Raw genomic sequence first — 23,502 nt, forward strand, 5'->3', positions numbered from 1 at the left:
AATGTTAACATCGCCTGCCGGTCAGGAACTTCCCAGCCCCAGCCGGGCTTTTGTCCATGACCACCATCGGTTGAGAACGGGCGGGACCCAGCCTTGTCGGGACATGCTCGGCCAGCGGTCAGGGCCGATGCGCAAGACCGACCGAAGGCAGGAGAATGGAAAGCCATGCACGCGCCGAAAAATCTTGGCCCCTATGACGACCGCGACAATGATTGCGCCGACGCGATCGAGATCGCGGCGCTGGAACTGGCCGATCAGGCCGAGGCTGCGGGATGGTCCCGATATGAGATCTGGTCCGCCCTGTCGGCCTTGGCCGTGCGCATCCTGCAGGCCGATGTCGAAACGCAGGCCGCAGACGAGCCGATCGAAGCCGCCATCCGCAAGCGCGTCTTCCGCGACGACTGACCGCGCCGACCGAAACACCCAAAGCAGGAGCCCGACGACATGGCCGACCGTCCCGAACTGAGCGATCCCCGCAGCCTTTATCCGCAACCGCCCTTTCCCTCGCAGGAACAACCCGCGCCGGGCATCGTGGCCAGGCTGGACCCGCCCGCCGATCACGGCGAAACCAGCTATCAGGGCGCGGGCAAGCTGCGGGGCCAGCGGGCGCTGATCACCGGGGGCGATTCCGGCATCGGTCGCGCCGCCGCCATCGCGTATGCGCGCGAAGGGGCGGATGTCGCGATCTCCTTTCTGGAAAGCGAGGCCGAGGACGCCGCCGAGGTAGCCGATCTGATCCGCGCCGAGGGCCGCAAGGCGGTGCTGCTGCCCGGCGACATCACGGATGAAAACTGGTGCCGCAAGCTGGTCGACCGCGCCGTGCAGGATCTGGGCGGGCTGGACATTCTGGTCATCAATGCCGCGCGCCAGCAGTTTCGCACCGATCTGACGCAGCTTTCCACCGACGATTTCGACCGCACGATGAAGACCAATCTTTACGCGCTGCACTGGATCGCGCAGGCGGCGGTGTCGCATATGCCCGCCGGAAGCGCGATCATCACCACCGCCTCGGTTCAGGCCTATGATCCCTCGGCGATCCTTCTGGATTACGCCACGACCAAGGCCGGGATCGTCGCCTATAGCAAGGCGCTGGCGCAGCAGATGATCGAGCGCGGCATCCGGGTGAATGTCGTGGCGCCCGGTCCGGTCTGGACAGTGCTGCAACCCTCGGGTGGGCAACCCACGCGCAAGGTGCGCAATTTCGGCCAGAACTCGGCTTTTGGTCGCCCCGGCCAGCCGGTCGAACTGGCGCCGGTCTATGTGCTGCTGGCCAGTCCCGAGGCCAGTTTCATCACCGGCGAGGTCTATGGCGTGACCGGCGGCGCGGGCATCGCCTGAACCGGCGGATTACCTGCATGCGGACATGAAACAAGCCGCCCAAGGGGCGGCTTGTCTGCATCCGTCAGGGCAACAGGATCTTACTCGGCAGGCGTCATGGCGGCCGCGTTGATGCCGCCCTCGGCCAGTTGGGTCATGTGCTTGTCGCCGCCATGCGTCTGGTCCAGTTCTTCCTGCAACCGCGCGCCTTGGGCGTCATGGCCCAGCCGGTTGGCAAAGGTGCGCACGCAGCCATATCCCGCGATCGCATAATGCGCCATGCGCTGATATTGCGTGATGATCGCCGCGTCCTGCGCATCCTCGTCGGCGAACTTGGTGTCCAGCGCGTGTTTGCGCGCCTCGGCCACGATGCCTTCCATGCCCTTGCAATGTTCGCCATTCGGATCGACGCCGTTTTCGGCGCACAGGCTGGCCAGGGTCTCGATGCCTTTGGCAATGCCCTGCTGGCCTGCGATCAGCGCGTCGGCAAGGTCGGAATTGCTGGCGGCCTGACCCATCTCGCCGACGACGGCCATGGATTGACCAAGGGCGGAATGCAGGTCTTGTAACTGGTCGCGGTAAAGATCTTCGAGGTTCTTGATGGTCATCATCATGTCCTTTCGGTCTTGTGTCACATCAACGGCCGGCGCGGCAGGATGTTCCGCCGAACGCGGTTCTTCGTGATCGGGTCAGGTCTTGCGCTCGGGCTTGCCCTTGCGCTTCGTGCTGGCCATGTCGGCAAGTTCGCCCTCGGTCATCGAGTCGAACATTTCCTTGGATGCGCCGCGCAGGTCGGATTTCTTGCTGTCGCCGCGTTTTGCCGACAATGCGGCACCGGCTGCTTTCTGCTGGGCCTTGGATTTGGCTTCCATGAACGGTCTCCCGCTTGCAGATCCAGATGATACGCAGCCCGCCCCGGTCGGATGACGGGCTGCGGCAGTGCCTATTCGGTCGGATCGCCGCTGGCCGCGCCCGAGGCATCGGTGCCGTGATATTGCGGCTGCCTGCTGGTGGTCGGCGTGTCGATCCGCGCATTGCCCCCGTCATCCTTGCGCTGCGAGGGGCGGGTGGTCTGGTCGTGATCGGGCTGGCTGCGTTCGCGGTCCATCCCTTCGGGATAGCTGCGGTCCTGTTCGGACTGCTGCGCGGGCACGCGCTGTTCGTCGGATTTGCGATCTTGCATGGCTGGTCTCGGCTTAATGATGATGTTCGGGCATGGCTTTCAGCTCATCCTTGGTCCAGCTGGATACCGCGTGAACCTCGCCATGCTCATCGGTCATGAAATCAAGCTGGCGCACGGGCACGGCCACGGGTTTCGCGCCGATGCCCAGAAAGCCGCCCACGTCGATGACGACGCTGGCATCCGCGCCCGCGCCATGGACATGGCTGACCGAGCCGATCTTTTCGTCGCCGGGGCCATAGATCGTGGCGCCTTGCAGCGTGTCTTCGGTCAGTTGGGTTTCATTCAGGCGGGTGTGGTTCGTATGGTCCATGATCTCCTCCTGCATGGTGTCCGGGATCAACGGCTGACCGCGCGCCATGTTCCCCGATGCAAAATATGTTGATTTGCACCGGCGGGGCCTTGCCGGGGTCAGGCCACGTCCAGTTTGGCGATGTCGCGGGCGGGCGCGGGCGTGTCTTCAGGAAAGAACGGCGCGAAGTCGAAATCGGCCGGACATGCCTTCAGCACGCGCAGGAAGTTCTGCGACCAGACTGATACATCCGTCGCCTCGACCACCTGCAACAGCGCGGCGTTGCGGGCCTTGCGTTCCGCCAGCGGCATGGCCAGCGCCACGTCGATGGCGCGGGCAATGTCCTCGATGTCATAGGGGTTGATCAGCACGGCCTGCGTCATGTCCTCGGCCGCGCCAGCGAAACGCGACAGGATCAGCACGCCCGGATCCTCGGGATCCTGCGCCGCGACATATTCCTTGGCGACAAGGTTCATGCCATCGGCCAGCGAGGTGACCAGACAGGCCCTGGCCTTGCGATAAAGCCGCGCCAGACGCGCGCGTGGCACCGAGCGGTGGATATAGCGCAGCGGCGTCCAGTCCAGTTCGGCGAATGAGCCATTGACGTGACCGGCGATCTCTTCCAGCTCGCGGGTGATGTCCTGATAGGCGCGCACCTTTTCGCGCGTCGGCGGCGCGATCTGCACAAGGCAGGGCTGGCTGCCATCCGGGCGGCGTTGCAGATAGGCGGCGAAGCCCTTGAAGCGGTTCGGCAGCCCCTTGGAATAATCCAGCCGGTCCACCCCGATCAGGAAGGTTTCCGGCGCCTGCTTGCCGAAGGGCTGTTCGTTCTGCTGCGCCTCAAGCGCGAAGCCCTTGGTGTCGATGCCGATGGGGAAGGACCGGACCGAGGTGATGCGGTCCAGAAACTTGATGCTGCCGTCATTCATGAATTCCGCCCGGGGATCGGCGCGATACATCTCAAGGCAGCGGGCCACATCGGCGCGGGTCTGCAGGCCGATCAGATTGTAGCTGGCCAGATCGGCGGCGAATTCCTGCGGCTGCGACAGCACCGACAGATCCCCCAGTGAGGGAAAGGGGACATGCAGAAAGAACCCGACCCGGTTCGTCACACCCAGGCGCCGCATTTCCGCGCCCAAAGGCAGGAAGTGATAGTCATGCACCCAGACGATATCGTCGGGCTGGATCACCTGCGACAGGATGCGCGCCACCCGCGCATTCACCCGGCGATAGGCCGCCTGATAATCCGAGTTCATCTCGACCAGATCGCCGCGCCGGTGGCACAGCGGCCACAGCACCGAATTGGCATAGCCAAGGTAATAATTCTGCAATTCCTCATCGGTCAGGCGAAAGGCCAGCTTGCGATAGGCCGTGCCGCCCAGATCCACGATATCATCGGTGTTTTCGCTGGTTTCCGAATGCGCACCGATCCAGATACCGCCCGAATAGCCCAATGCGTCGTGAAGCGCGACCATCAGACCGCCTGACACGTTGTCGTCAGTCGGAATGCGGTTGGAAACCACAATCAGCCGTCCTGCCATCTTGTTCTCTCGGAAAAATCGCCACCGTTGGCGCATCAGGTAAACCGGCCGGGCCAGCAGTTGTTCCTGCGCCGCAGCATGGATCATCCTTTGTTAAGCGAATGGCTGCAGCAGCGGGGTCATCACTTAAAATTTGCTTATCTGTTAAGTTTTCGTGGAACAGTTCAGGGCTTTTGCCTGTTTTTTGCTCAACCGGCTGCGGATGGCCGGACAATGAAACAGGAGTTCAAAATGAGCAGACTACTTCTTTCGACCACCCTTGTTGCCATGCTTGCGGCTCCGTCATTTGCCCAGACCGCGACCGAAACCACGCCGCCCGCCGCAACCACCGAGGCGCCTGCGACGATGCCCGCCGGCACGGAGACCGCCCCGGCTGCGGCGGATGGTGCGGGCGCTGGGGCGGCAACGCCGATGACCGACACCGCCGCGACCGCTGCGGGCTTTGGGTATACCGGCATGGCCGGGGACATGTCCGCCGAGACCTTCATCGGCAAGCGTCTGTATGTCTCCGAAGCCGATGTCGATACCACCGCTCCGATGAATGAGGTCGATGCGGATTGGGATGATGTCGGTGAGATCAGCGATCTGGTGATCGGCGCGGATGGTCAGGTCAAGGCCGTTCTGGTCGATATCGGCGGCTTCCTTGGCATGGGCGAAAAGTCCGTGGCAGTGGCCAAGGACCAGCTTGACGTGATCCGCGATGGCGACAGCGAGAACGATTACTTCATCGTCTTCAAGGCGGACCGTGCGGCGCTGGAAAACGCCCCGGCCTTTGAATGGGTCAACGGCTGATCCAGCCCTGCGATGACCAGGGAAAGGCGCGGTGTTCAGCCGCGCCTTTCATTCATTCCGATGCGTGCGGACATCCAGCCGCCGGATCAGCAGGCTGAACACTTGCGAGATCAGCACCGCCAAGGCCCCGGTCAGCAGCCCGCCCTGCACGACAAAGGCCGAATTTTGCGCGTTCAGCCCGGCAATGATGACCTCGCCCAGCCCTTTTGCCGCGACGGTCGAGCCGATGGTCGCCGTCGACAGCGACACGATGGCCGCGATGCGCACGCCCTCAAGGATCAGCGGCGCGGCCAGCGGCAGTTCCACAAGGCGGATGCGCTGCGCGGGGCGCATGCCTGCGCCATCCGCCGCCTCAAGGATATTCGGGCGGATGTTCTGCAAGCCCGCCAGCGCGTTTTCAAAGATCGGCAACAGGGCATACAGAAACAGCGCCACCACCGTCGGCCATGTCCCGAAACCCAGCACCGGAACCGTCAACGCCAGCACGGCCAGCGGCGGGAAGGATTGGCCGAAGCCCACGATGGCGCGCGACAGCGGCAGGAACTCGGCCCCCGATCTGCGCGTGACCAGCACGGCGCAGCCGATGGCCAGCAACGTGGCGGGCAGGATCGCCATCAGCACGATGCCAAGATGCGATACGGTCAGCGCCAGCAGCGAGGCGCGGTCATAGATCGCAGGCCCCCCGGCCGAAATCGGCGCCAGCAGCGGCGCGAAAAGCTGCGGGCGCAACAGAAACGCCGCGACTACGGCCGCCAGCAGCGGGGTCAGCCAGCGGCTCATCCTTGCGCGGCTTTCAGGATGGCATCGCGCCGGATGACGCCGCCACCCGCGATGGGCAGCATGTCGCAGCCGGTCCACAGCATCTGTTCCAGCGCGGTCGAAAGCGGCGTCTCCGGCGGCAGGGCCGTGCCCGCAATCTGGCCGCTTTCGCGCAGGCTCGCGACGGTCTGGATCGACAGATAGCGAAAGGCGCGCTGGCCTTCGCCGACCAGATCGCGGACGAAGGGCGTGGCGGGATCGGCAAGGATGCGGGCGGGGGTGTCGCATTGCTCGATCCGGCCGTTGCGCATGACGGCGATCTGATCGCCCAGCCCGATCGCCTCATCCATGTCATGCGTGACCAGCAGGATCGTGGTGCCGATGCGCTGTTGCAGCGCCCGCAGATCCTGCCTTGCGCGTTTGCGCACCACCGGATCCAGCGCGCCAAAGGGTTCGTCCATCAGCAAGACATCGGGATCCGCCGCAAGCGCGCGGGCCACCCCCACACGCTGCGCCTGTCCGCCCGACAGTTCATGCGGATAGCGGCTGGCGATCTGCGGCTGCAGCTGCAACAGCTCCAGCAGTTCCGCCACGCGGCTGGCGATGCGGGGTGCATCCCAGCCCAGAAGCCGCGGCACCGTGCCGATATTGCGCGCGGCGGTCCAGTGCGGAAACAGGCCGTTATCCTGAATGACATAGCCGATGCGGCGGCGCAGATCTGCCTGCGGCAGCCGCGCCGCATCCTGCCCGTCGATCACGACCTGACCATGATCGGGCACGATCAGCCGGTTCACCAGCCGCAGCAACGTCGACTTGCCCGACCCCGAGGTGCCGACGATGGCCGTGATCGTCCCACGCGGCACGTCCAGCGAGACACCATCCACCGCCTTTTCCGAGCCATAGGATTTGGAAAGCTGCCGCAACTCGATCATGTCCGCCCCCGGCCTGTCATCTCGATCACCGCGTCAAAGACCACCGCTGCGGCAAAGGCCAGCGCGACGGTCGGCAAGGCACCCAGCAGGATCAGATCCGAGGCCGTCTGCCCCAGCCCCTGAAACACGAAGGTGCCAAAGCCCCCGGCGCCGATCAGCGCGCCGACGGTCGCAAGGCCGATATTCTGCACCAGCACGATCCTTGCCCCGGTCAGCAGGATCGGCAAGGCCAGCGGCAGCTCGATCTGGACGAAGCGCTGCGGGCCGGTCATGCCCATGCCGCGCGCGGCCTCGGTCACATTGGCGGGAACGGCCGACAGGCCCGCCAGCGTATTCGCCACCATCGGCAGCAGCGCATACAGAAACAGCGCGACAAAGGCCGGGGCCATGCCGATGCCGCTGATGCCAAGCGCCGGGATCTGCGCCGCAAGCCAGCCCAAGGGCAGCATCAGCATCCCGAACATCGCAATCGACGGGATCGTCTGGATCAGCGTCAGCACGCCCACCACCGGCGCGCGCAGGGATGCAAGGCGATGCGCCAGCGCGCCGATGACAAAGCCCGCCACGGTCGCCGCCGCGAACGAGCCCAGCGCAAGGGTCAGATGGGTCCGGGCCTCGCGCCAGAAACTGGCACTGCGGCTGCGATATTCTTGCATATAGGACACGCTGTCCCACAGCCCGCCATGCAGCATCAGCAGGATCGCCGCGGCCATGCCCGCCAGAATGCCAAGGCGCAGCAGCGGGCCGGGGCGCTGATGGGCCAGCGCATCGACCAGCAGGATCAGCATGGCCACCAGCACGCTCCAGAAGCCCGGCCCCGGCGTGACGCGGGCATAGGCGGCAGCCCCCAGTGCCAGATCGCGCGCAACCCAGCCCATCAGCGCCAGCCACAGCAGGATGGCGGCCAGCGGCAGCACGGTTTTGCGGCGCAGGACGATGACCGCCAGCGCAAAGCCCGCCAGCAGCACGGCGGCCAAGGGATGCAAAGCCAGCAGATAATGGCTTTCCCCGGCCGCGATGCGGTTCGGCCTGAAACTGGCCAAGGGCAGCGCCAGCCCCAAGGCCAGCGGAACCGCCATGGCCAGCCCGACGCGGTTCACTTGGCCAGAAGCTGATGCGAGGTCAGGAACTCTTGCGCCACATCGGCGGCGGGGATGCCTTCGACCTGCACGCGGCCATTCATCTTTTGCAATTCCTCAAGCGTCAGGGCCTGAAACACCGGCTTCAGCAGATCGGCGATCTGCGGGTTTTCCTGCAGCACGTCCTGACGGATGATCGCGGTCGGCTGATAGACCGGCTGGGCCGCGCGGTCGTCTTGCAGCACGCGCAGATTGGCAAAGGGAATGGCGCCATCCGTGCCATAGACCATGGCCGCGTTCACGCCGCTGGTGCCATTCGCCGCCGCCTGAATGGTTGCGGCGGTATCGCCACCCGACAGGACGACAAGCTGTTCGGGCTTCATCGTGAAACCATAGGCCGCCTGAAAGGCGGGCAAGGCCGGGGCCGAGTTCACGAACTCGGACGAGGCCGCCAGCTTCACATCGCCGCCATTCCTGACCCATTCGGCAAACTGGCTGAACGTGGTGATGCCTTGCGCCTTGGCCAGATCCTCGCGCAGGGCGATGCCCCATGTGTTGTTGGCGGGCGCGGGGGTCAGCCAGACGATGCGATTGGCCTGCTGGTCCAGTTCCTTGGCCGTCTGATAGGCGGCGTCCGGGTCCTTCCAGATCGGCTCATCGGCGCGGTTGAAGAAATAGGCCGCATTGCCGGTATATTCGGGATAGATGTCGATCTCACCGGCGATGATGGCCTGGCGGACCACGGGGGTCGCGCCCAGTTGCAGGCGGTTTTCCGTCTGGATCCCGGCATTGTCCAGAACGGCAAGGATCAGCGATCCGATGACGCCGCCCTCGGTGTCGATTTTCGACGAGACGACGACCTGAGCCTGTGCTGTGCTTGCAGCAAAGAGCAGCGCGACTGTCGCCGACAGCAATCCGTGTTTCATGGCAGTTCCCCTTGGTCCCATCGACGACATGCTGCGGCCTGCTGTGTTCCAAACCCGATCACGACCGCGTGTCGCCAAACGTCCCAATCGGCTTCGGGGTTCATTGATAAAGTTTGTCTTGGAACATCCCGGGCGTCAGCCGCGCCAGACCCAGTTGCCCGGGCCCTGCGCAGCAAGGATCAGCAGCCCGCCCGCGATGGCCCAGTTCTTGACGAAGATCGTCATCTGCCACGGGTCTGCGCGCAGCTGCCAATGGAAATAGCTGGTCATCATGCAGTAAAGCGCCAGCACGATGGCCCAGGTCTTGACGCCCGGCCCAAAGACCAGCGCAAGCCCGGCGATCAGGTTGAACAGCGCCAGCGGCCAGACCGCAAAGGCGGGCATGTGAACGGATTGCAGCATCTGCTTGACCGGCGCGGGGTCAGTCAGCTTCTGGACCGCGCCGCCGATGAACAGCAGCGCGATCAGGCTGCGGCCCAGAAGGTTCAGGAAATCGCTCATTCTGCCCTCGGTTCGTGATGGGGATGCTTGGGTCTGCGGGATGGCGTGGATCCTGCCACGGCCCAAGGCCTTGCAACGAACGCGGCCCGGGCTTTGTTCCCGGGCCGCGGCCATGCCGTAGGGTCAGGCGACGGGCACGTGGCGCACCGCCGCGTCAGGTCACATCGCGGGCAGGATGGCGATGTCGCGCACATTGGCGCCGTCGATCTTGCCGACCTCGGTGGTCGCGCCAGTCTCGAGGTTGACGGAATGGAAGCCGCCATCCACCACCAGCCATGCCGCATTGCCGCCCTGACCGTCCGAGGCGATGTCGAACCCGGCCTCGGTCGGCTTGACGCCGATATCGCCCACGGCGTTCAGCGTGCCGTCATTCGGCGGATGCTGCAGCACCAGCCAGCCGGCCTTGCCGTCGATGTTGAACAGCTGGGTCTTTTCCGTGCCCGCATGGGAATTGGTATAGGCCCCGGCGATCACATTGGGCGAGGTGCCATCGGCATAGGCGTGGCTGCCATCGGTCACCACTTCGCCGGTGTCGACGGTGACGCGCAGGCTGGTGCCGTCGCTGCCCATGACGCGCAGCTTGTCGGCGACCGGGTTGAAATCAACCGTGGCCGACACGCCATCGGCCAGTTTCGTGGCCAGCGTGCTGACCTTGGTGGCCATGCCCGTCTGCGGGTCGATGGTGGCCAGCGTGCCATCGGCAAAGACGCCATACAGCATCCCGTCCGCCGGGCGCACGTCGATGCCCAGAAGCCGGCCTTCGACGCCCGAAACGGTGACGCCGCCGGTGCGGGTCCAGCTTTCGGTGTCCAGCCAGTGCAATTCATTATCGCCCGACAGGCCGACGACCGTGGCCGCCATGGCGGGGGCGGCAATGGCCGAGATCAGCAGGCCAGCGGCAACGGATTTGATCGCATTCATGGAAAAATTCCTTCTTTGGTTGGGTTTTTGCCGGAGATCCCGGCGATGACGGACCGTATCCGTGCGGGAGGGAAAGACCGCGCGAGATACGGCCCGGGCTGTGCCGGAGGGAAATCAGCCCTTCGGCAGCAGAACTTTGTCGATGACGTGGATCACGCCATTCGATTGCACGACATCGGCAATGGTGACAGTGGCCATGCCACCGTTTTCGTCGGTCAGCATCACCATGCCGTCCTTGACCTCGGCGGTGATCTTGCAGCCGCCGACGGTGTCGATGACATGCTTGCCGCCGTCATCGGCGACCATTTTCTGCACATCGGCGGCCATGGCTTTGGCCGCGACCACATGGCAGGTCAGCACCTTGGTCAGGGCTGCCTTGTTCTCGGGCTTCAGCAGCGTTTCGACCGTCCCGGCGGGCAGGGCGGCAAAGGCTTCATTGGTGGGGGCAAAGACGGTGAAGGGGCCCGGCCCCTGCAAGGTCTCGGCCAGTCCGGCGGCCTGAACAGCGGCGACCAGCGTGGTGTGATCGGCCGAGTTCACGGCGTTTTCGACGATGTTCTTGTCGGCGAACATGGCGGCACCGCCGACCATGGGATTGTCCTGCGCCAGCGCCGCGCCTGCGGTGGCCAACGCGAAACAGCCTGCGAAGATGGCTTTGGCAAAGGTCTTCATCTGGGATCCTCCCGAAATGTCGCCCGGTGATCGGGAGACGGAAGAAGTCACGGATGGCGTTTCGGGAAAGTTTCAGCCCCGGCGATTTTTTTCGCACGGGGCCGCATTTTCTTTCGGGATCAGATGTCCAGCAGGTCGCCCACGGCCAGAACCGGCCCGGTCGGCTGCCCGGTGGGCGAGCCTCCGGGCGGTTCCAGACTGATCGCCATATGCGCGGCATTGGTCATCAGCGCGCGGATCTGGTCCGAGACCTCGACCCGTGTGGACACCCCCGCCGGGATCACCCCCAGCGAGACCGGCGCCTCGGATCCCCGCGCCACCCAAAGCTGGAAGTCGCGCCCGGCGACCGGATCGCCCGTCATATGCGCAAGGCTGACGCTGCCCGTCGCGGAATCGTAGACGACCAGATAGGTCACGCCGCTGTCCTGCGCCGTCAGCGAGGCCGCAAGGCGATCGGCGGGCAGGGTGGGCTGAAGGCCGGGCAAAGCCACCGCCAGCAGAAAGGCCGCCGTCGCCACGCCCGCAATTCCGCGCCACAGCGCAAGCCGCGACCACAGACCGGGCGCGCGCACGGGCTGACCGAACAGCCGCAGGTTCAGCGCGTCCTTGATGGCGGGCGGCAGGTCCTGCGGCACGATGCCATCGGCCAGCGGGCTCAGCCGCTCTTCCCATTCGCCCACAAGCCGGGCAAAGGCCAGATCGGTTTCCGCCCTGCGGGCCAGCACGGCCTGTTCGGCCACGGGCAGCGCGCCCAGCACGAATTCGGCGGCCAGAAGATCGTCGCCACCTTGGGTCAGGTCATCAAGATCGGTGTCGCTCATCGCTGCAGACACTCCTTCAACCGCATCAGGCTGCGCCTGAGCCATGTTCGCATCGTATTCAACGGCACATCGTGGCGCGCCGCCAGATCGGCATAGCTGTCGCCGTCCAGATAGGCCGCGCGCACGGCATTCGCCCGCTCGTCCTCAAGTTCCTGCAGGCAGCCGTCCAGCTGGCGGCGCTGACCTGCGGCGACTGCCTGAGCCTCGGGGCCGGGCAAGGGATCGCGGATCTGCAGCGCGCCGTCCTCCAGTGCCGAGGCGGTTTCGCGCCGCGCCCGCAGCCGGTCGATGGCCTGATGCCGGGCAATGGCAATCAGCCAGGACATCGGGCTTTGGCCGGTCACCGCGAACCGGTCGGCCTTCAGCCAGATCTTGACGAATACCTCCTGCACGGCTTCCTCGGCTTCGGCCCGGTCTTTCAAGACACGAAGGCAGGTGCCGAAAAGTTTCGCCGAAGTCGCGGTATACAAAGTGTCGAAGGCCAGACGGTCCCGTTGAGCGACACGCAGGATCAGGTCCGAGATCTCGTGTCGGGCATGTTCAGAAGTCATCTTGGCTCCGGCCTGTTCGCGCGGGCAGCTTGCGACGCGGCGGCCCCGGACGCAAGAGAGGGATGGGCAAAGCTCAGGCGCGCGTCGTCTTGGGCGTCTGGTCCGCCGCGCCGGTCAGGCTTTCGAAAAGCCGTGCCATCAGCGCCTCGAACCCCGTCGCCTCGTCGGGGGCCGCTTGCGTGACCGCGCCCGACCAGAAGGCCGTCATTGCCCATGCGATCTGCGGGGCAGGGACGCTGGGCCGCAGGTCATGCCGCGCGATCAGGTGTTGGGTGATCCGCGTGAACTGCGCCTGATAGGCCTGCCGCACCGGAGCGAAGCGCTTGGCAAAAGACGGGCTGCGGCGGGCATGCAGATGCAGCTCGACCACGACGACAGACGCGGCGGGCATCTGCGCCAGCGTGGTGAATTTCGGCAGCACCAGTGCCAGGCTGTCTTGCAAGGACAGCCCCTCGGTCTGGGCGATGGTCCGATCCAGATCGTCGACCAGCCCGGCCATGTGGTCCTGGATCAGCGCGATCAGCAGATCGTCCTTGCTGGCAAAGTTGGAATAGAACGCGCCTTGCGAAAATCCTGCCGCATCGCAGATGCCGCGAATTGAGGCTGCGGCCACGCCGCGCGCGGCAATGATCTGCAGCGCGGCCTGCATCAGCCGGGCGCGGGTTTCGGCCTGCATTTCGCGTCGGGTGCGGGCGGGCAGGGTCGGACTGCGGGGATTTTCCATCCCGCAGACATGACGCCGGTCGTTGTCTTTTACAATAGAATGCCTGCGCCCCTGCGCAGTTGACGCAAGGGAAATCGGTCCGGGATGAAACTCAAATATCGGTTGATATGTTAAATCCGAGACAGCCGCCGGAGTATGGAATGCAACCCGTCCGATACAGCGAAGCCATCGAAACCACGCAACCCGATGAAGACAAGCTGACCCGCGAGATCGTGGCGCGCATGGCCGCCAAGCAGGCAGCCGACGCCGAACGCCATCGCCACGCCCATCGCGATGCCCATGCCAAAAGCCATGCGGTCATCAAGGGTCGGCTGACCATCCTTGCCGATCTGCCGCCCGAACTGGCGCAGGGCATCTTTGCCCAGCCGCGCACGCATGAGATCGTCTCGCGCATCTCATCCGCCGCCAGCGATATCCACAGCGATGCCATCCCGCAGCCGCATGGCTTTGCCACCAAGATCATCGGGGTTCAGGGTGAACGGCTGACCCCCGAACTGGGCGGCAGCAATCAGGATGTCCTGATGGTGAATTTCCCGACGCTCGCCTTCGGGACCATTGCGAAATACGATCAATTGCTGGGTCTGCTGGAATCGAAATCCGCCGCGCCTGACGTGGTGCAACAGCTTGCCGCGGCGGCCGCGCGCGGCGTCAAGGGCGCGGTCGAGGCCTTGGGCGGACGGGCCAATGCGACGCTGGACGGTCTGGCCCGCGATCAGGGCCACCCGCTGGGCGAGACGTTTCACACGCAGGCGGCGCTGCGCTATGGCGATTATCTGGCCAAGCTGTCGATTGCCCCCACGGGCGAGGTGGCCGAACTGACCGGCCAGCAGGTCAAGGGCGGCTATTCGGCGATGCGCGATGCGATCACCGACTGGTTCAGCACGCGCGGCGCAACCTATGAACTGCGCGCGCAGCTTTGCACCGATCCAAAGGCGATGCCTGTCGAGGATGCCGCGATCCTGTGGGATCCCGAAATCTCGCCGCATCGTGTCATCGCTACGCTGCACTTCGATCCGCAGGACAGCTATTCGCCGCCGCGGCAGGTGCAGGGCGATGACCACCTTGCCTTCAACCCGTGGAACGGCGTGGCGGCGCATCGGCCCCTGGGGGGCATCATGCGCATCCGCAAGGCCGCCTACGAATCCTCATCGGCGCTGCGACACCGGCTGAACGCGCTTGAGCGGCGCGAGCCGGACTCGCTGGCTGAAATCGCCGACTGACCGACCCCAAGAAAAGGACTGACGCCATGGTCGATACCACAGACCCCCGTCTTGAGCATGAAACCCGGCTGGCCGAATTCCGGCGCGTTGCCGCGGAAATCGCCGCTGACGCACCGACGCTGGCGAAAGACGCCATCAACAAGCTGATCCGGCAGCATGAGCCTGATCTGAAGGGCAGCTCGAAATCCGCAGGCCGCGCGGGCCGCCAGTCGGGCAATGTCTCGGAGCTGACGGTGATCGCCGATCTGAAGCCGGGTGCGGCCGAACGGATGCGGCGCATCTTCGATCTGACGGGCGGCAGCTTCGACGGCGCGCAGAAGGTCTCGACGCTGCATGACATGCGCTTCGTGTTTCTGGAAAACAACACCAAGATCCTGTTTGCCACCGCCTATGACGGCGACTGGGACACCTATATCAACGATTTCGCGACCAAGATCCCGGATCTGATGGATCTGCTGTTTGCCAATGTCGAAGGCTGGCCCGGCATCGCCTCGCCCGATGTCAAGGATTTCATCGCCAGCCACCAGATCGACGCCGCCGCGTGGTTTGTCGCCAATCCGCAGGTGACAGTGGTCGATGTGCGCCGCCTGCAGCGCATGTCGCATGCGCTGGACGCGTTTCTGGATACCATGGCCGAGAATGCCGAGGCCGACCCCGCCACCCGCGCGGCGCTGACCAAGCTGTCGGCCGCGATCTCGAAACCGCATGGGGTGGATTACTGATGTCCCTGCTTGAAAAGATTCGCGACCGCTTTCGGCCAGATCGCGTGACGCTGCAACTGGACGACATTCAGGCGCTGATCCTGCGGTCCCGGCCCGAGCCCTATGTCGGCATCCACGCCATGCTGCATGTCGATGAGGCCGAGGGCGGGCGCGCCCTGCTTGGCCGTCTGGCCCAGCACATCCCCTCGGCCGGGACATGGACCGAGGATCTGGAGGCATGGACCGGCGTTGCCATCAGCCATGCCGGGCTGAAGGCGCTGGGGGTGCCCGAGGCCTCGTTGAAAACCTTTCCGCTGGCGTTCCAGCAGGGCATGGCCAAACGCGCCGAGCAATTGCGCGACTTCGGCGAAAACGCCCCTCAGGACTGGGAGGACGCCTATCGCGACGATCACTGCCACATCGCGCTGACCATCTATGCCGTCGACAAGGACCGGCTGGATATCGCGGTCGAAAAGGCCATGGGCGAATATCGCGCCTCGAGCGGCGTGACATTGGTCGGCACGCATGAATTCGGCGCCGATGCCGAAGCCAAGAACCCGTTCGGCTTTCGCGATTCGATCTCGCAGCCGACGGTGGCGGGCGCGGGGGTCGAGCCGCAGCCGGGACAGGAACGCGCCATTGCGCCGGGCGAGTTCATCCTTGGCGAAAACAGTGAGACCGGCGCGCCGCTGTCGATCCCGCAGCCCGAGGCACTTGGCCGCAATGGCAGTTTCGTGGTGCTGCGGAAATATGACAGCCGGGTCGGCGCGTTCAATGATTTCCTTCGCGCCCATGCCGAGGGCGAGGAAGCGCAGCATAAGCTGGCCGCCAAGATGTTCGGACGCTGGCGCTCGGGTGCGCCGCTGCCGCTGTCGCCCGACCATGACGACGAGGCGCTGGGGGCAGATCCGCAGCGCAGCAACGATTTCTCGTTCAAGGATGACGCGGCGGGGCTTGTCTGTCCCCACGCCAGCCATATGCGGCGCATGAACCCGCGCGACAGCCAACTGACCATCCTGACCGATGTGAACATTCACCGCATCATCCGTCGGTCATCGACCTTCGGTCCGAAATGGACGCCGGATGTGACCGCCAGGGACGATGGCGATGATCAGCGCGGCATCTTCTTCATCTTCATCAGCGCGCGCGCCTATGACACGATCGAGTTTCTGCAGCAGGAATGGGTCAATCGCGGCAATTTCATCGATCTGGCCGAGGAGCGCGACCCGATCGTCGGCCTGCACGACAAGCCGGGCAGTTTCACCATCCCGAAAGACCCCGCCCGCCAACGCGTGAACGGCGTGACCACCTTCAACCGCCTGCGCGGCGGCGAATACCTGTTCATGCCCTCTCTGACCGGATTGCAGTGGATCGCTGCAGGGCGCTGGTGATTGGTGGGGCGTGGCTGTGTGCCGGTGGATGGGGCTTTTATCGAGCGCTGACGTCAAAGCGCTCGATTGCTGCCTCGGTCAGTTCCTGAAAACCAGTCCCGGTCCGCCAATGCTCGGCGGCCACAAACAATAGGCGCCTGTGATATGTAATATTCGGTCCGTTAAAGACGCGGTACGGGTTACCATGTCGGTAACTGATGGCTGCGCCGAATGTTTCAGTATTGCTCTGGTGCATCTTTCGAAGCAGCGCAACGTCCATGCCTTGATCGCGCAGGTATTTCAACGCGGTGTCCAGCTTAGCCGAATCTTGCTCAGGCGTTATTTAATCCCAAAAAATGCCTTATCCGAGGCTGCGAGCCGGCAATGACGGGAGGCAATGCCACCAAGCGGATAGACTGAATTCGCATGTGCTCTGGTTGTTGCATAGTGTGTGCATATGAGATCCTTGAACGTGATGACTGCATCATCTCTGGCGAGATCTTGATGAAAAAAACGTAGGATCTGTTGCTTGTGGTGCGGCCATAGTCGTAACCTGTAAAGGCCTGAGGTCGGATATGCTGTGCAAGGCTAGAGATGTATATGGCGGAGGGGATGGGTCTGACGTCCAACCTTCTCCACCTTAAGGTATTGATTTCATTATACAAGATCCCAACAACTCTCGCTTCAGATCACGAACACCGGCGCGAACCCACCCCCTAGCGTCCTGAAATTTGTGGTCTGGCCTTGATAAAGGCGCGCGGCCACCAGAAGCACCTGCCCATCATAGGTATACAGTCGCACGTCCATTTTGCGCCTCTGGGGTGTCTCGTCGATCTTGATCATGCGCTCGCTGGGGCGGACCAGCGTCTGGGCAACGTATCCGCCTCCCGCGATCTCCGCCCAGACTCCTTTCGTCAGCTTGTCGCCACGATATACCGCCTTGCCACCATGTCCTCCTGTCGGCTTGAAGAACAGGTCCTTGCGGGATTTCCAAAGTGCATCAGCGTTGTCGGGATTGACCAGAACGGTGCGTGGAACGGCAGCAAGCCCGGCCCGAATCCCCGGGTCGACTCCCCATGCCTCAAGTGTCGCGGAATTCGAAAGAAGCGAAAGGTTGCGCTTGTCGGCAAGGAGCGCGTGGTTGTGCGGATTCGGCGTTACGACAACCGCGCCATCACGGTAGGATTCCTGCAATGCCTTGTGCTCGGGCTGATCAAAGGCGAAATCGGTGACCCGGTTGTAAACGAGATCGATCGTCTTTCCGTCGACGCTGAGCTGACCATCGTCGTAGCTAAGGTGACCGGCGTCGGCGATGACCGCGTCTACCCCTCGTGCCGCCAAAACTTGCCGCGCGAGCACGAATTCGGGATAAAGATACTGTTCCGGCGGATTGTCGTCGACGATGGCGATGCGTTCTGGCGCGCCCGTTCCACGCTGCCGAATCCATTCGTTCTGGAACATGCGGAACGCCGCGTCCTCAAAGGATAGCAGCGTCGGGGGGATGTCCATTTCGGCACAACACGCGCGCTGCGCCCTTGCAAGAAAGGCATTGAGAAATGCCCCGCCGGCGTTGGTATTGATCTCGATCAGCCGGGGGCCGTCTTCGCCAAGATGAAAGTCGTAGCCCATCAATGCCCCGATCGGACCGTGATCCGCCCGCGCGATTTCCGGCGCCCAGGAAAGGACCGCGGCTTTGTATGCCGCGAGTTGGGCGGTGGTCTCCACAGCCGCTGCGATGGCGCGCATCTCATCCACGGTGGTGGCCGAAAGGAACACCGGTACGTGCGAGAACAGATGGGCCTTGGGGCGGATGAACGTCTCGAAGAATGCCGGCTCACCGGCCTCGCGCTCCATCGCTTCGCGCAGCGATGGAAGGTCCAGTGTAACGCAGAAGCAGTTCTTGTTGAGTCGGTCCGTGCGGTCCTGAACCCGCTTCGATGAACTGGAGCCGGGATTGTTCATCGAGGGAAAACCCGAGGCGGCGCCAAGATCGAGCGCGCTTCAAATGCCAAGTAAGCCATGAATAATCCCACGAACATCCCTCCCAAAGGTTTCGCCATCAGGTCGATCCAAACATGCCGCTTCTGTTCGGCGGCATCAACTGTGACCGGTGGGCCTCGGGAAATTGCACTGCCGGTCGCAGGGGCAGCTCCATCCCGAAGGTGCCATCAGTGTGGTTGCGACACATTCTCCTGGTAGGTCCGCTCGCGCTCTGGCCAGGTGCTCTTGATATAGGCGAGGACAGCCCGGATCTCGGCGTCGCTGAGAAGATCGGCAAACCCCGGCATGTCGCTCTCATAGCCGCCCCCGACGATGGCGGCCGTGCCTTCCCTGACGATGCGGAACAGGATGTCATCGGGATGGTGCCACGTGTGGCCGCCGGCATCGTGCGGTGGCGCCGGGAGACGCCCGGACGGAAGGGGCGTCTTCCAGTCCGGCTGCCCCTCGAGCTGCGCACCGTGGCAGGACGCACATTGGTCCGCATAGATCTGCCGGCCCTGTTCGATGACTTCTGCAGATGACGCGGCGTTGGATGCGGTCTGGGCATAGTGCCTGCCAGCGAAGACCGCCATGACCAGGCCTCCGACGAGCAACCCGGGCCACAAGATATTACGGAGTTCTTTTCGCATGAGTTGCATGATTGGTGGCGAGGAATTTCTATTGGCTATATGCCGAGGATGAATTTCTGCCAGAGGCGCGACGCCGGAGGCAATGGACATTCCCGTGACCAGCGCCTATCTTTCCGGCATGTTCTCGCGCCTCGTCACCATGCTTGCCGTACTCGCGATCGCCGTCATGACGACGGTGACCTCCGCGCATGCGGCGCGCTTGAGCGCAGAGCCGGATCACTCGGTGCATGTCGGCGAGATGATGCAGGTTGCGGCCGGCAGCGACCGTTCCTGTGACGGCGAACAGCACTGCGGATCGATGGATGCTGGAAGCTGTGAGTTGCTTTGTTCAGGTCTTTTGGTCTTTCTGACATTTCCGAGGGAAGACTCGCCCAGCGTTTACGCGCCTGCCAGCCATGACCTGCCCACCGGTGCAGTGCTTGCCGGTCGGGCACCTGGACTGAACGAACGACCTCCCAAGCACCGTCTCCTCTGATCGCGCGTCCGGGCCGAGGCCCGCGGCGTCTTGTCGGTTTTGATGAACGGGACGAGCTGTCCCGAGGAGACGACCATGAATACCCTTTCACGACGCGGCTTTCTTGCCGCTGGCGCCGCCATGCTGGCCTATGCGCATCTGCCCCGGATCGCGGCAGCGCAGGGCGCCGCCCCGCTGTCGCTGCACGCCGCCACCCGGACGCTCGACATCGACGGTCGCGCCGCCACCGTCTGGGGTCTTGCCGGGCCAGCCGGACAGGGGCTGACACTCGATCCCGGCGCGCGGTTCCGGGTGGATCTGCGCAACGATCTCGATACTGACACGCTGATCCACTGGCACGGCCAGATCCCGCCCAACGCACAGGATGGCGTGCCCGACATGCCTTTGCCGATGCTCGCCCCCGGCGAGACTCGCGCCTATGACTTCGCGCCGCTGCCCGGCACCTACTGGATGCACGCGCATGTGCCGCTGCACGAGATGCGCCTTCTGGCCGCGCCGCTGATCGTGCGCAGCGCCGAGGATGTCGCCGCCGACCGGCAGGAGGTGGTGCTGTTCCTGCATGATTTCTCGTTCAAGGCACCCGAGGAGGTGATGGCCGAGATCCTTGGCGGCCACGGGACCGCCGGCGGTCATGGAGGCGGCCACGGCGCGGTCATGGGCGGCATGGCGGCCATGGACCACGGCGCGATGGGGAACATGCCGATGGGTGGCATGGATCACGGCGCCATGGGTGGCATGACGGGAATGGGCGCCATGGACGGCATGGCGATGGACCTCAACGACTACGACTGGGACGCCTATCTCGCCAACGACCGCACGCTTTCGGATCCCGAGGTGGTGCAGGTCGAGCGCGGCGGGCGCATCCGGCTGCGGGTGATCAACGCCGCCGCGGCAACGGTGTTCTGGATCGAGACTGGCGAAGCGCAGGCCCGGCTCGTCGCGGTCGATGGCCATGCCGTTCAGCCCGTCCCCGGCACGCGGTTCGGCTTGGCCATGGGCCAACGGCTCGACCTCGAGATCGACCTGCCGCAGGAGGGCGGCGCCTGGCCGATCCTCGCGCTGCGGGAAGGCGCGCGAGAGCGGACCGGGCTGATCCTTACCACGCAGGGCGCCGAAATACGGCGCATCGACACCATGGCGGAGGCCGAAGCGCCTGCCTTCGACAGCGACCTTGCGCAGGAGACGCGTCTGATCGCCGCGGGCGCTTTGCCGGATCGGCCGGTGGACCGCAGCCACATGGTGATGCTGGGCGGCTCGATGCAGCCCTATGTGTGGACGATCAACGGGGCCGTCTGGGGCCAGCATCGCCCGCTTGCCGCACAGAGCGGCGAGCGGGTCGTGCTGTCCTTCCACAACATGTCGATGATGGGCCACCCGATGCATCTGCACGGACATGTGTTCCAAGTCGTCGGGTTGAACGGGCGTGCGGTCCGAGGCGCGCTGCGCGACACGGTATACGTGCCGCCGATGTCGATGGTCGATATCGCGCTCGACGCCGGCGAGGTCGCGCGCTGGATGCTGCATTGCCACCACATGCCGCATCTCGAGACCGGCATGATGACCGAATTCGCAGTCAACGCATGATCGGGCAAACCGCCAAGGAGGCGTGAGAAATGGCCAGCAAGACAGATCACCATCACCACAACCACGGCCATGTGCACGATCACGCGCATGACCACGCCGCCGTCGCGCGGGACGACACGCACAAGGTCAAGGACCCTGTCTGCGGCATGATGGTCGACCCGCACACGACCGAGCACAAGGCCGAGCATGCCGGCCGGCCGTATTACTTCTGCTCCGCCGGCTGCCGGGCCAAGTTCCTGGCAGAGCCGGAACGTTACCTCGATCCGGCGACCGCGGCGGCCACGGCAGAGCCGGTGCCCGAGGGGACGATCTATACCTGCCCGATGCACCCGGAGATCCGGCAGGTCGGCCCCGGCTCCTGCCCGATCTGCGGCATGGCGCTGGAGCCGGTGCTGGTCAGTCTCGAGGCCGGACCCAACGAGGAACTGATCGACATGACACGTCGGTTCTGGATCGGACTGGCGCTGACGATACCAGTGGTCGTCCTCGAAATGGGCGGCCATTTTCTTGGCTTGAGCCATTATGTCGGCCAGCTGACCTCGAACTGGCTGCAACTGATCCTCGCAACGCCGGTCGTTCTCTGGGCCGGCTGGCCATTCTTTCAGCGCGGCTGGCAGTCGCTGGTCAACCGCAGCCTCAACATGTTCACCCTGATCGCCATGGGCACCGGGACCGCCTGGATCTACAGCGTCGTCGCCACAGTTGCGCCCGGTATCTTTCCCGATGCGTTTCGCCAGCATGACGGTTCCGTCGCGGTCTATTTCGAGGCGGCGGCGGTCATCACCGTGCTGGTGCTGCTCGGGCAGGTGTTGGAACTGCGGGCGCGAGAGAGCACCAGCGGCGCCATCCGCGCGCTGCTCGACCTCGCCCCCAAGACCGCCCGGATCATTCGCGACGATGGCATGGAGGAGGAGGTTCCGCTCGACAGCGTGCATGTCGGCGACCGCCTGCGTGTGCGTCCCGGCGAGAAGGTGCCGGTCGATGGCGAAGTGCTGGAAGGCCGCAGCGCCGTCGATGAATCGATGGTGACGGGTGAATCGATGCCTGTGACCAAGGAGGCCGGTGCATCGGCCATCGGCGGCACCATGAACCAGTCCGGCGCGCTGGTGATCGAGGCGCGGAAAGTTGGCCGCGACACCATGTTGTCGCAGATCGTCCAGCTTGTCGCCGAGGCGCAGCGGAGCCGCGCGCCGATCCAGCGCCTCGCCGACCAAGTGTCGGGCTGGTTCGTGCCGGCGGTGATCGTGATCGCGATCCTTGCCTTCATCGCCTGGTCGATCTGGGGCCCGGAGCCGCGTTTCTTCTTCGGTCTGATCGCTGCCGTGTCGGTGCTGATCATCGCCTGTCCCTGCGCGTTGGGGTTGGCGACGCCGATGTCGATCATGGTCGGCGTCGGCCGTGGCGCGCAGGCGGGCGTGCTGATCAAGAACGCCGAGGCGCTGGAGAATATGGAGAAGGTCAACACCATCATCGTCGACAAGACCGGCACTCTGACCGAGGGCCGGCCCGCTGTGACCGCCATCGTTCCGGCTGCTGGCTTCAGCGAGGACGAGGCGCTGCGGCTTGCCGCCAGTGTGGAGCGGGCCAGCGAGCATCCGCTGGCGCTGGCCATCGTCCGCGCCGCCGAGGAGCGCGGGATCGCGACGGCGCCGGTTGCGGATTTCGACTCGCCGACCGGGAAGGGCGCGCTCGGGGTGGTCGAAGGCAAGCGCATTCCGCTTGGCAATGCGAAGTTCCTCGCCGAGCAAGGCGTCGATGTCGCTCCGCTCGCCGATGAGGCCGACCGGCTGCGCGAGGACGGGGCGACCGCGATCTTCATGGGGGTGGATGGCCGCGTCGCCGCGATCTTCGCCATTGCCGATCCGGTCAAGCCATCGACGCCGGAGGCGCTGGCCGCGCTCAAGGAACAAGGCATCCGCGTGGTCATGCTCACCGGCGACAACTGGACCACAGCGAAGGCCGTCGCGCGCCATCTCGGCATCGACGAGGTCGAGGCCGAGGTTCTGCCCGATCAGAAAAGCGCGGTGGTGCAGCGGCACAAGGCGGCGGGCGAAGTTGTGGCGATGGCGGGCGATGGGGTGAACGACGCGCCGGCGCTGGCGGCCGCCGATGTCGGCATCGCCATGGGCACAGGCACCGATGTGGCGATGGAAAGCGCCGGTGTCACGCTGCTGAAGGGCGATCTGAACGGCATCGTCCGCGCCCGCCGGCTGTCGCAGGCGGTGATGGGCAACATCCGCCAGAACCTGTTCTTCGCTTTCATCTACAACGCGCTCGGCGTGCCGGTCGCAGCCGGAGTCCTCTATCCGTTCTTCGGCATCCTGCTGTCGCCGATCATTGCGGCCGCCGCCATGGCGCTCTCATCGGTCAGCGTCATCACCAATGCCGCTCGGCTGCGGAGGGTGAAGCTATGACGATGCCGGTGCCAAGGCCCTCGGTTTGCCCATCACTCCCTTGTGAGCCGGATGCGGACCGTGACGGCGAGACAATGAATCCATGGAAAAAGGTGTGACT

28 protein-coding genes are annotated in these 23,502 nt (G+C 64.5%); 9 read left to right on the forward strand and 19 right to left on the reverse strand.

Annotation, left to right across the window (positions count from 1 at the left end; all coding sequences use genetic code 11):
* Positions 1 to 165 precede the first annotated feature (165 nt).
* Positions 166 to 405: a hypothetical protein gene (locus GL284_RS11330; protein ID WP_155044737.1), complete on the forward strand. Its 240-nt coding sequence runs from the start codon at positions 166 to 168 to the stop codon at positions 403 to 405.
* Between the two features lie 39 nt (positions 406 to 444).
* A complete protein-coding gene (locus GL284_RS11335) occupies positions 445 to 1,338 on the forward strand; it encodes an SDR family oxidoreductase (protein WP_155044738.1) in 894 nt (297 codons plus the stop codon).
* 80 nt (positions 1,339 to 1,418) lie between these two features.
* Here GL284_RS11335 and GL284_RS11340 read toward each other — a convergent pair whose 3' ends face one another.
* The 6 genes from GL284_RS11340 to GL284_RS21310 all read right to left on the reverse strand — a co-directional run bounded on the left by GL284_RS11340 (position 1,419) and on the right by GL284_RS21310 (position 4,544).
* Complete coding sequence (locus GL284_RS11340; RefSeq protein ID WP_155044739.1) at positions 1,419 to 1,925, reverse strand: DUF892 family protein; 507 nt, start codon at positions 1,923 to 1,925, stop codon at positions 1,419 to 1,421.
* Between the two features lie 81 nt (positions 1,926 to 2,006).
* The gene (locus GL284_RS11345; RefSeq protein WP_155044740.1) at positions 2,007 to 2,189 is read right to left on the reverse strand and encodes a DUF3008 family protein; all 183 of its coding nucleotides are present in this window, start codon (positions 2,187 to 2,189) and stop codon (positions 2,007 to 2,009) included.
* Positions 2,190 to 2,260: 71 nt separating this feature from the next.
* On the reverse strand, positions 2,261 to 2,500 hold the full coding sequence (locus GL284_RS11350) for a hypothetical protein (protein ID WP_155044741.1): 240 nt from the start codon (positions 2,498 to 2,500) through the stop codon (positions 2,261 to 2,263).
* Between the two features lie 13 nt (positions 2,501 to 2,513).
* Positions 2,514 to 2,810 carry a PRC-barrel domain-containing protein gene (locus GL284_RS11355; protein ID WP_155044742.1) on the reverse strand — a complete coding sequence of 99 codons (297 nt, stop codon included), beginning with the start codon at positions 2,808 to 2,810 and terminating at the stop codon, positions 2,514 to 2,516.
* A 98-nt stretch (positions 2,811 to 2,908) separates the two neighbouring features.
* Positions 2,909 to 4,264, reverse strand: a complete 1,356-nt coding sequence (locus GL284_RS11360) for an alpha,alpha-trehalose-phosphate synthase (UDP-forming) (RefSeq protein ID WP_230383028.1) — start codon at positions 4,262 to 4,264, stop codon at positions 2,909 to 2,911.
* Between the two features lie 22 nt (positions 4,265 to 4,286).
* Positions 4,287 to 4,544, reverse strand: coding sequence for a hypothetical protein (locus GL284_RS21310; RefSeq protein ID WP_196216763.1), 258 nt, complete (start codon positions 4,542 to 4,544; stop codon positions 4,287 to 4,289).
* Positions 4,545 to 4,561: 17 nt separating this feature from the next.
* Here GL284_RS21310 and GL284_RS11365 point away from each other — a divergent pair, with 17 nt between their 5' ends.
* A complete protein-coding gene (locus GL284_RS11365) occupies positions 4,562 to 5,122 on the forward strand; it encodes a PRC-barrel domain-containing protein (protein ID WP_230383027.1) in 561 nt (186 codons plus the stop codon).
* A 48-nt stretch (positions 5,123 to 5,170) separates the two neighbouring features.
* Here the strand turns inward: GL284_RS11365 and GL284_RS11370 are convergent, their stop codons facing one another.
* The 10 genes from GL284_RS11370 to GL284_RS11415 all read right to left on the reverse strand — a co-directional run bounded on the left by GL284_RS11370 (position 5,171) and on the right by GL284_RS11415 (position 13,008).
* Entirely contained in the window at positions 5,171 to 5,902 is a 732-nt protein-coding gene (locus GL284_RS11370; protein ID WP_155044744.1) for an ABC transporter permease, read from the reverse strand.
* Positions 5,899 to 6,813 (reverse strand): ABC transporter ATP-binding protein, encoded by a 915-nt coding sequence (locus GL284_RS11375; protein WP_155044745.1) that lies wholly within the window; start codon positions 6,811 to 6,813, stop codon positions 5,899 to 5,901. Before GL284_RS11375 ends, GL284_RS11370 begins: the two co-directional genes overlap by 4 nt.
* On the reverse strand, positions 6,810 to 7,913 hold the full coding sequence (locus tag GL284_RS11380; protein ID WP_341870356.1) for an ABC transporter permease: 1,104 nt from the start codon (positions 7,911 to 7,913) through the stop codon (positions 6,810 to 6,812). The genes GL284_RS11375 and GL284_RS11380 overlap by 4 nt, the downstream gene beginning before the upstream one ends.
* A complete protein-coding gene (osmF, locus tag GL284_RS11385; RefSeq protein WP_230383026.1) occupies positions 7,910 to 8,818 on the reverse strand; it encodes a glycine betaine ABC transporter substrate-binding protein OsmF in 909 nt (302 codons plus the stop codon). The genes GL284_RS11380 and osmF overlap by 4 nt, the downstream gene beginning before the upstream one ends.
* A gap of 135 nt (positions 8,819 to 8,953) precedes the next feature.
* On the reverse strand, positions 8,954 to 9,319 hold the full coding sequence (locus tag GL284_RS11390) for a DoxX family protein (RefSeq protein ID WP_155044747.1): 366 nt from the start codon (positions 9,317 to 9,319) through the stop codon (positions 8,954 to 8,956).
* A gap of 159 nt (positions 9,320 to 9,478) precedes the next feature.
* Positions 9,479 to 10,240 carry a DUF4394 domain-containing protein gene (locus GL284_RS11395; protein ID WP_155044748.1) on the reverse strand — a complete coding sequence of 254 codons (762 nt, stop codon included), beginning with the start codon at positions 10,238 to 10,240 and terminating at the stop codon, positions 9,479 to 9,481.
* A gap of 114 nt (positions 10,241 to 10,354) precedes the next feature.
* A complete protein-coding gene (locus tag GL284_RS11400) occupies positions 10,355 to 10,912 on the reverse strand; it encodes a fasciclin domain-containing protein (RefSeq protein ID WP_155044749.1) in 558 nt (185 codons plus the stop codon).
* Positions 10,913 to 11,031: 119 nt separating this feature from the next.
* Positions 11,032 to 11,733 carry an anti-sigma factor gene (locus GL284_RS11405; RefSeq protein ID WP_230383025.1) on the reverse strand — a complete coding sequence of 234 codons (702 nt, stop codon included), beginning with the start codon at positions 11,731 to 11,733 and terminating at the stop codon, positions 11,032 to 11,034.
* Positions 11,730 to 12,284 carry a sigma-70 family RNA polymerase sigma factor gene (locus tag GL284_RS11410; RefSeq protein ID WP_155044751.1) on the reverse strand — a complete coding sequence of 185 codons (555 nt, stop codon included), beginning with the start codon at positions 12,282 to 12,284 and terminating at the stop codon, positions 11,730 to 11,732. The genes GL284_RS11405 and GL284_RS11410 overlap by 4 nt, the downstream gene beginning before the upstream one ends.
* Positions 12,285 to 12,357: 73 nt before the next feature.
* Entirely contained in the window at positions 12,358 to 13,008 is a 651-nt protein-coding gene (locus GL284_RS11415) for a TetR/AcrR family transcriptional regulator (RefSeq protein WP_155044752.1), read from the reverse strand.
* A gap of 140 nt (positions 13,009 to 13,148) precedes the next feature.
* Between GL284_RS11415 and GL284_RS11420 the strand changes: the two genes are divergently transcribed.
* The 3 genes from GL284_RS11420 to GL284_RS11430 are packed head-to-tail and all read left to right on the forward strand — an operon-like array spanning position 13,149 to position 16,320.
* The gene (locus tag GL284_RS11420; RefSeq protein ID WP_155044753.1) at positions 13,149 to 14,228 is read left to right on the forward strand and encodes a catalase family protein; all 1,080 of its coding nucleotides are present in this window, start codon (positions 13,149 to 13,151) and stop codon (positions 14,226 to 14,228) included.
* 26 nt (positions 14,229 to 14,254) lie between these two features.
* Positions 14,255 to 14,950 carry a hypothetical protein gene (locus tag GL284_RS11425; RefSeq protein WP_155044754.1) on the forward strand — a complete coding sequence of 232 codons (696 nt, stop codon included), beginning with the start codon at positions 14,255 to 14,257 and terminating at the stop codon, positions 14,948 to 14,950.
* Positions 14,950 to 16,320 (forward strand): Dyp-type peroxidase, encoded by a 1,371-nt coding sequence (locus GL284_RS11430; protein WP_155044755.1) that lies wholly within the window; start codon positions 14,950 to 14,952, stop codon positions 16,318 to 16,320. Before GL284_RS11425 ends, GL284_RS11430 begins: the two co-directional genes overlap by 1 nt.
* Positions 16,321 to 16,357: 37 nt before the next feature.
* On the opposite strand, the gene GL284_RS11435 is transcribed toward GL284_RS11430, so the two are convergent.
* The 3 genes from GL284_RS11435 to GL284_RS11445 all read right to left on the reverse strand — a co-directional run bounded on the left by GL284_RS11435 (position 16,358) and on the right by GL284_RS11445 (position 18,872).
* Positions 16,358 to 16,603 carry a hypothetical protein gene (locus GL284_RS11435; RefSeq protein WP_155044756.1) on the reverse strand — a complete coding sequence of 82 codons (246 nt, stop codon included), beginning with the start codon at positions 16,601 to 16,603 and terminating at the stop codon, positions 16,358 to 16,360.
* Between the two features lie 380 nt (positions 16,604 to 16,983).
* Positions 16,984 to 18,261 (reverse strand): ATP-grasp domain-containing protein, encoded by a 1,278-nt coding sequence (locus GL284_RS11440; RefSeq protein WP_036709829.1) that lies wholly within the window; start codon positions 18,259 to 18,261, stop codon positions 16,984 to 16,986.
* 206 nt (positions 18,262 to 18,467) lie between these two features.
* Positions 18,468 to 18,872 carry a c-type cytochrome gene (locus GL284_RS11445; protein ID WP_052174987.1) on the reverse strand — a complete coding sequence of 135 codons (405 nt, stop codon included), beginning with the start codon at positions 18,870 to 18,872 and terminating at the stop codon, positions 18,468 to 18,470.
* A 151-nt stretch (positions 18,873 to 19,023) separates the two neighbouring features.
* On the opposite strand from GL284_RS11445, the gene GL284_RS11450 reads away from it, so the two are divergent.
* From GL284_RS11450 to GL284_RS11460, 3 genes are all read left to right on the forward strand, one after another.
* Positions 19,024 to 19,404, forward strand: coding sequence for a hypothetical protein (locus GL284_RS11450; protein WP_203561093.1), 381 nt, complete (start codon positions 19,024 to 19,026; stop codon positions 19,402 to 19,404).
* Between the two features lie 75 nt (positions 19,405 to 19,479).
* Positions 19,480 to 20,988 carry a multicopper oxidase family protein gene (locus tag GL284_RS11455; protein WP_155044758.1) on the forward strand — a complete coding sequence of 503 codons (1,509 nt, stop codon included), beginning with the start codon at positions 19,480 to 19,482 and terminating at the stop codon, positions 20,986 to 20,988.
* Between the two features lie 29 nt (positions 20,989 to 21,017).
* The gene (locus GL284_RS11460) at positions 21,018 to 23,402 is read left to right on the forward strand and encodes a heavy metal translocating P-type ATPase (RefSeq protein ID WP_155044759.1); all 2,385 of its coding nucleotides are present in this window, start codon (positions 21,018 to 21,020) and stop codon (positions 23,400 to 23,402) included.
* Positions 23,403 to 23,502: the final 100 nt, after the last annotated feature.

It is taken from the genome of Paracoccus shanxieyensis, assembly GCF_009711265.1.
In the GTDB taxonomy this organism is placed as follows: Bacteria; Pseudomonadota; Alphaproteobacteria; order Rhodobacterales; family Rhodobacteraceae; genus Paracoccus; species Paracoccus shanxieyensis.

What these genes read in the sequence shown, in the direction of transcription:
- GL284_RS11455 (WP_155044758.1), top strand. Translation starts at nt 19,480, where the DNA reads ATGAATACCCTTTCACGACGCGGCTTTCTTGCCGCTGGCGCCGCCATG.
- GL284_RS11425 (WP_155044754.1), top strand. Translation starts at nt 14,255, where the DNA reads ATGGTCGATACCACAGACCCCCGTCTTGAGCATGAAACCCGGCTGGCC.
- GL284_RS11400 (WP_155044749.1), bottom strand. Translation starts at nt 10,912, where the DNA reads ATGAAGACCTTTGCCAAAGCCATCTTCGCAGGCTGTTTCGCGTTGGCC.
- GL284_RS11355 (WP_155044742.1), bottom strand. Translation starts at nt 2,810, where the DNA reads ATGGACCATACGAACCACACCCGCCTGAATGAAACCCAACTGACCGAA.
- GL284_RS11410 (WP_155044751.1), bottom strand. Translation starts at nt 12,284, where the DNA reads ATGACTTCTGAACATGCCCGACACGAGATCTCGGACCTGATCCTGCGT.
- GL284_RS11330 (WP_155044737.1), top strand. Translation starts at nt 166, where the DNA reads ATGCACGCGCCGAAAAATCTTGGCCCCTATGACGACCGCGACAATGAT.
- GL284_RS11460 (WP_155044759.1), top strand. Translation starts at nt 21,018, where the DNA reads ATGGCCAGCAAGACAGATCACCATCACCACAACCACGGCCATGTGCAC.
- GL284_RS11395 (WP_155044748.1), bottom strand. Translation starts at nt 10,240, where the DNA reads ATGAATGCGATCAAATCCGTTGCCGCTGGCCTGCTGATCTCGGCCATT.
- GL284_RS11430 (WP_155044755.1), top strand. Translation starts at nt 14,950, where the DNA reads ATGTCCCTGCTTGAAAAGATTCGCGACCGCTTTCGGCCAGATCGCGTG.
- GL284_RS11365 (WP_230383027.1), top strand. Translation starts at nt 4,562, where the DNA reads ATGAGCAGACTACTTCTTTCGACCACCCTTGTTGCCATGCTTGCGGCT.
- GL284_RS11375 (WP_155044745.1), bottom strand. Translation starts at nt 6,813, where the DNA reads ATGATCGAGTTGCGGCAGCTTTCCAAATCCTATGGCTCGGAAAAGGCG.
- osmF (WP_230383026.1), bottom strand. Translation starts at nt 8,818, where the DNA reads ATGAAACACGGATTGCTGTCGGCGACAGTCGCGCTGCTCTTTGCTGCA.
- GL284_RS11440 (WP_036709829.1), bottom strand. Translation starts at nt 18,261, where the DNA reads ATGAACAATCCCGGCTCCAGTTCATCGAAGCGGGTTCAGGACCGCACG.
- GL284_RS11370 (WP_155044744.1), bottom strand. Translation starts at nt 5,902, where the DNA reads ATGAGCCGCTGGCTGACCCCGCTGCTGGCGGCCGTAGTCGCGGCGTTT.
- GL284_RS11360 (WP_230383028.1), bottom strand. Translation starts at nt 4,264, where the DNA reads ATGGTCGCGCTTCACGACGCATTGGGCTATTCGGGCGGTATCTGGATC.
- GL284_RS11415 (WP_155044752.1), bottom strand. Translation starts at nt 13,008, where the DNA reads ATGGAAAATCCCCGCAGTCCGACCCTGCCCGCCCGCACCCGACGCGAA.
- GL284_RS11420 (WP_155044753.1), top strand. Translation starts at nt 13,149, where the DNA reads ATGCAACCCGTCCGATACAGCGAAGCCATCGAAACCACGCAACCCGAT.
- GL284_RS11405 (WP_230383025.1), bottom strand. Translation starts at nt 11,733, where the DNA reads ATGAGCGACACCGATCTTGATGACCTGACCCAAGGTGGCGACGATCTT.
- GL284_RS11335 (WP_155044738.1), top strand. Translation starts at nt 445, where the DNA reads ATGGCCGACCGTCCCGAACTGAGCGATCCCCGCAGCCTTTATCCGCAA.
- GL284_RS11445 (WP_052174987.1), bottom strand. Translation starts at nt 18,872, where the DNA reads ATGGCGGTCTTCGCTGGCAGGCACTATGCCCAGACCGCATCCAACGCC.
- GL284_RS11350 (WP_155044741.1), bottom strand. Translation starts at nt 2,500, where the DNA reads ATGCAAGATCGCAAATCCGACGAACAGCGCGTGCCCGCGCAGCAGTCC.
- GL284_RS11390 (WP_155044747.1), bottom strand. Translation starts at nt 9,319, where the DNA reads ATGAGCGATTTCCTGAACCTTCTGGGCCGCAGCCTGATCGCGCTGCTG.
- GL284_RS11345 (WP_155044740.1), bottom strand. Translation starts at nt 2,189, where the DNA reads ATGGAAGCCAAATCCAAGGCCCAGCAGAAAGCAGCCGGTGCCGCATTG.
- GL284_RS11340 (WP_155044739.1), bottom strand. Translation starts at nt 1,925, where the DNA reads ATGACCATCAAGAACCTCGAAGATCTTTACCGCGACCAGTTACAAGAC.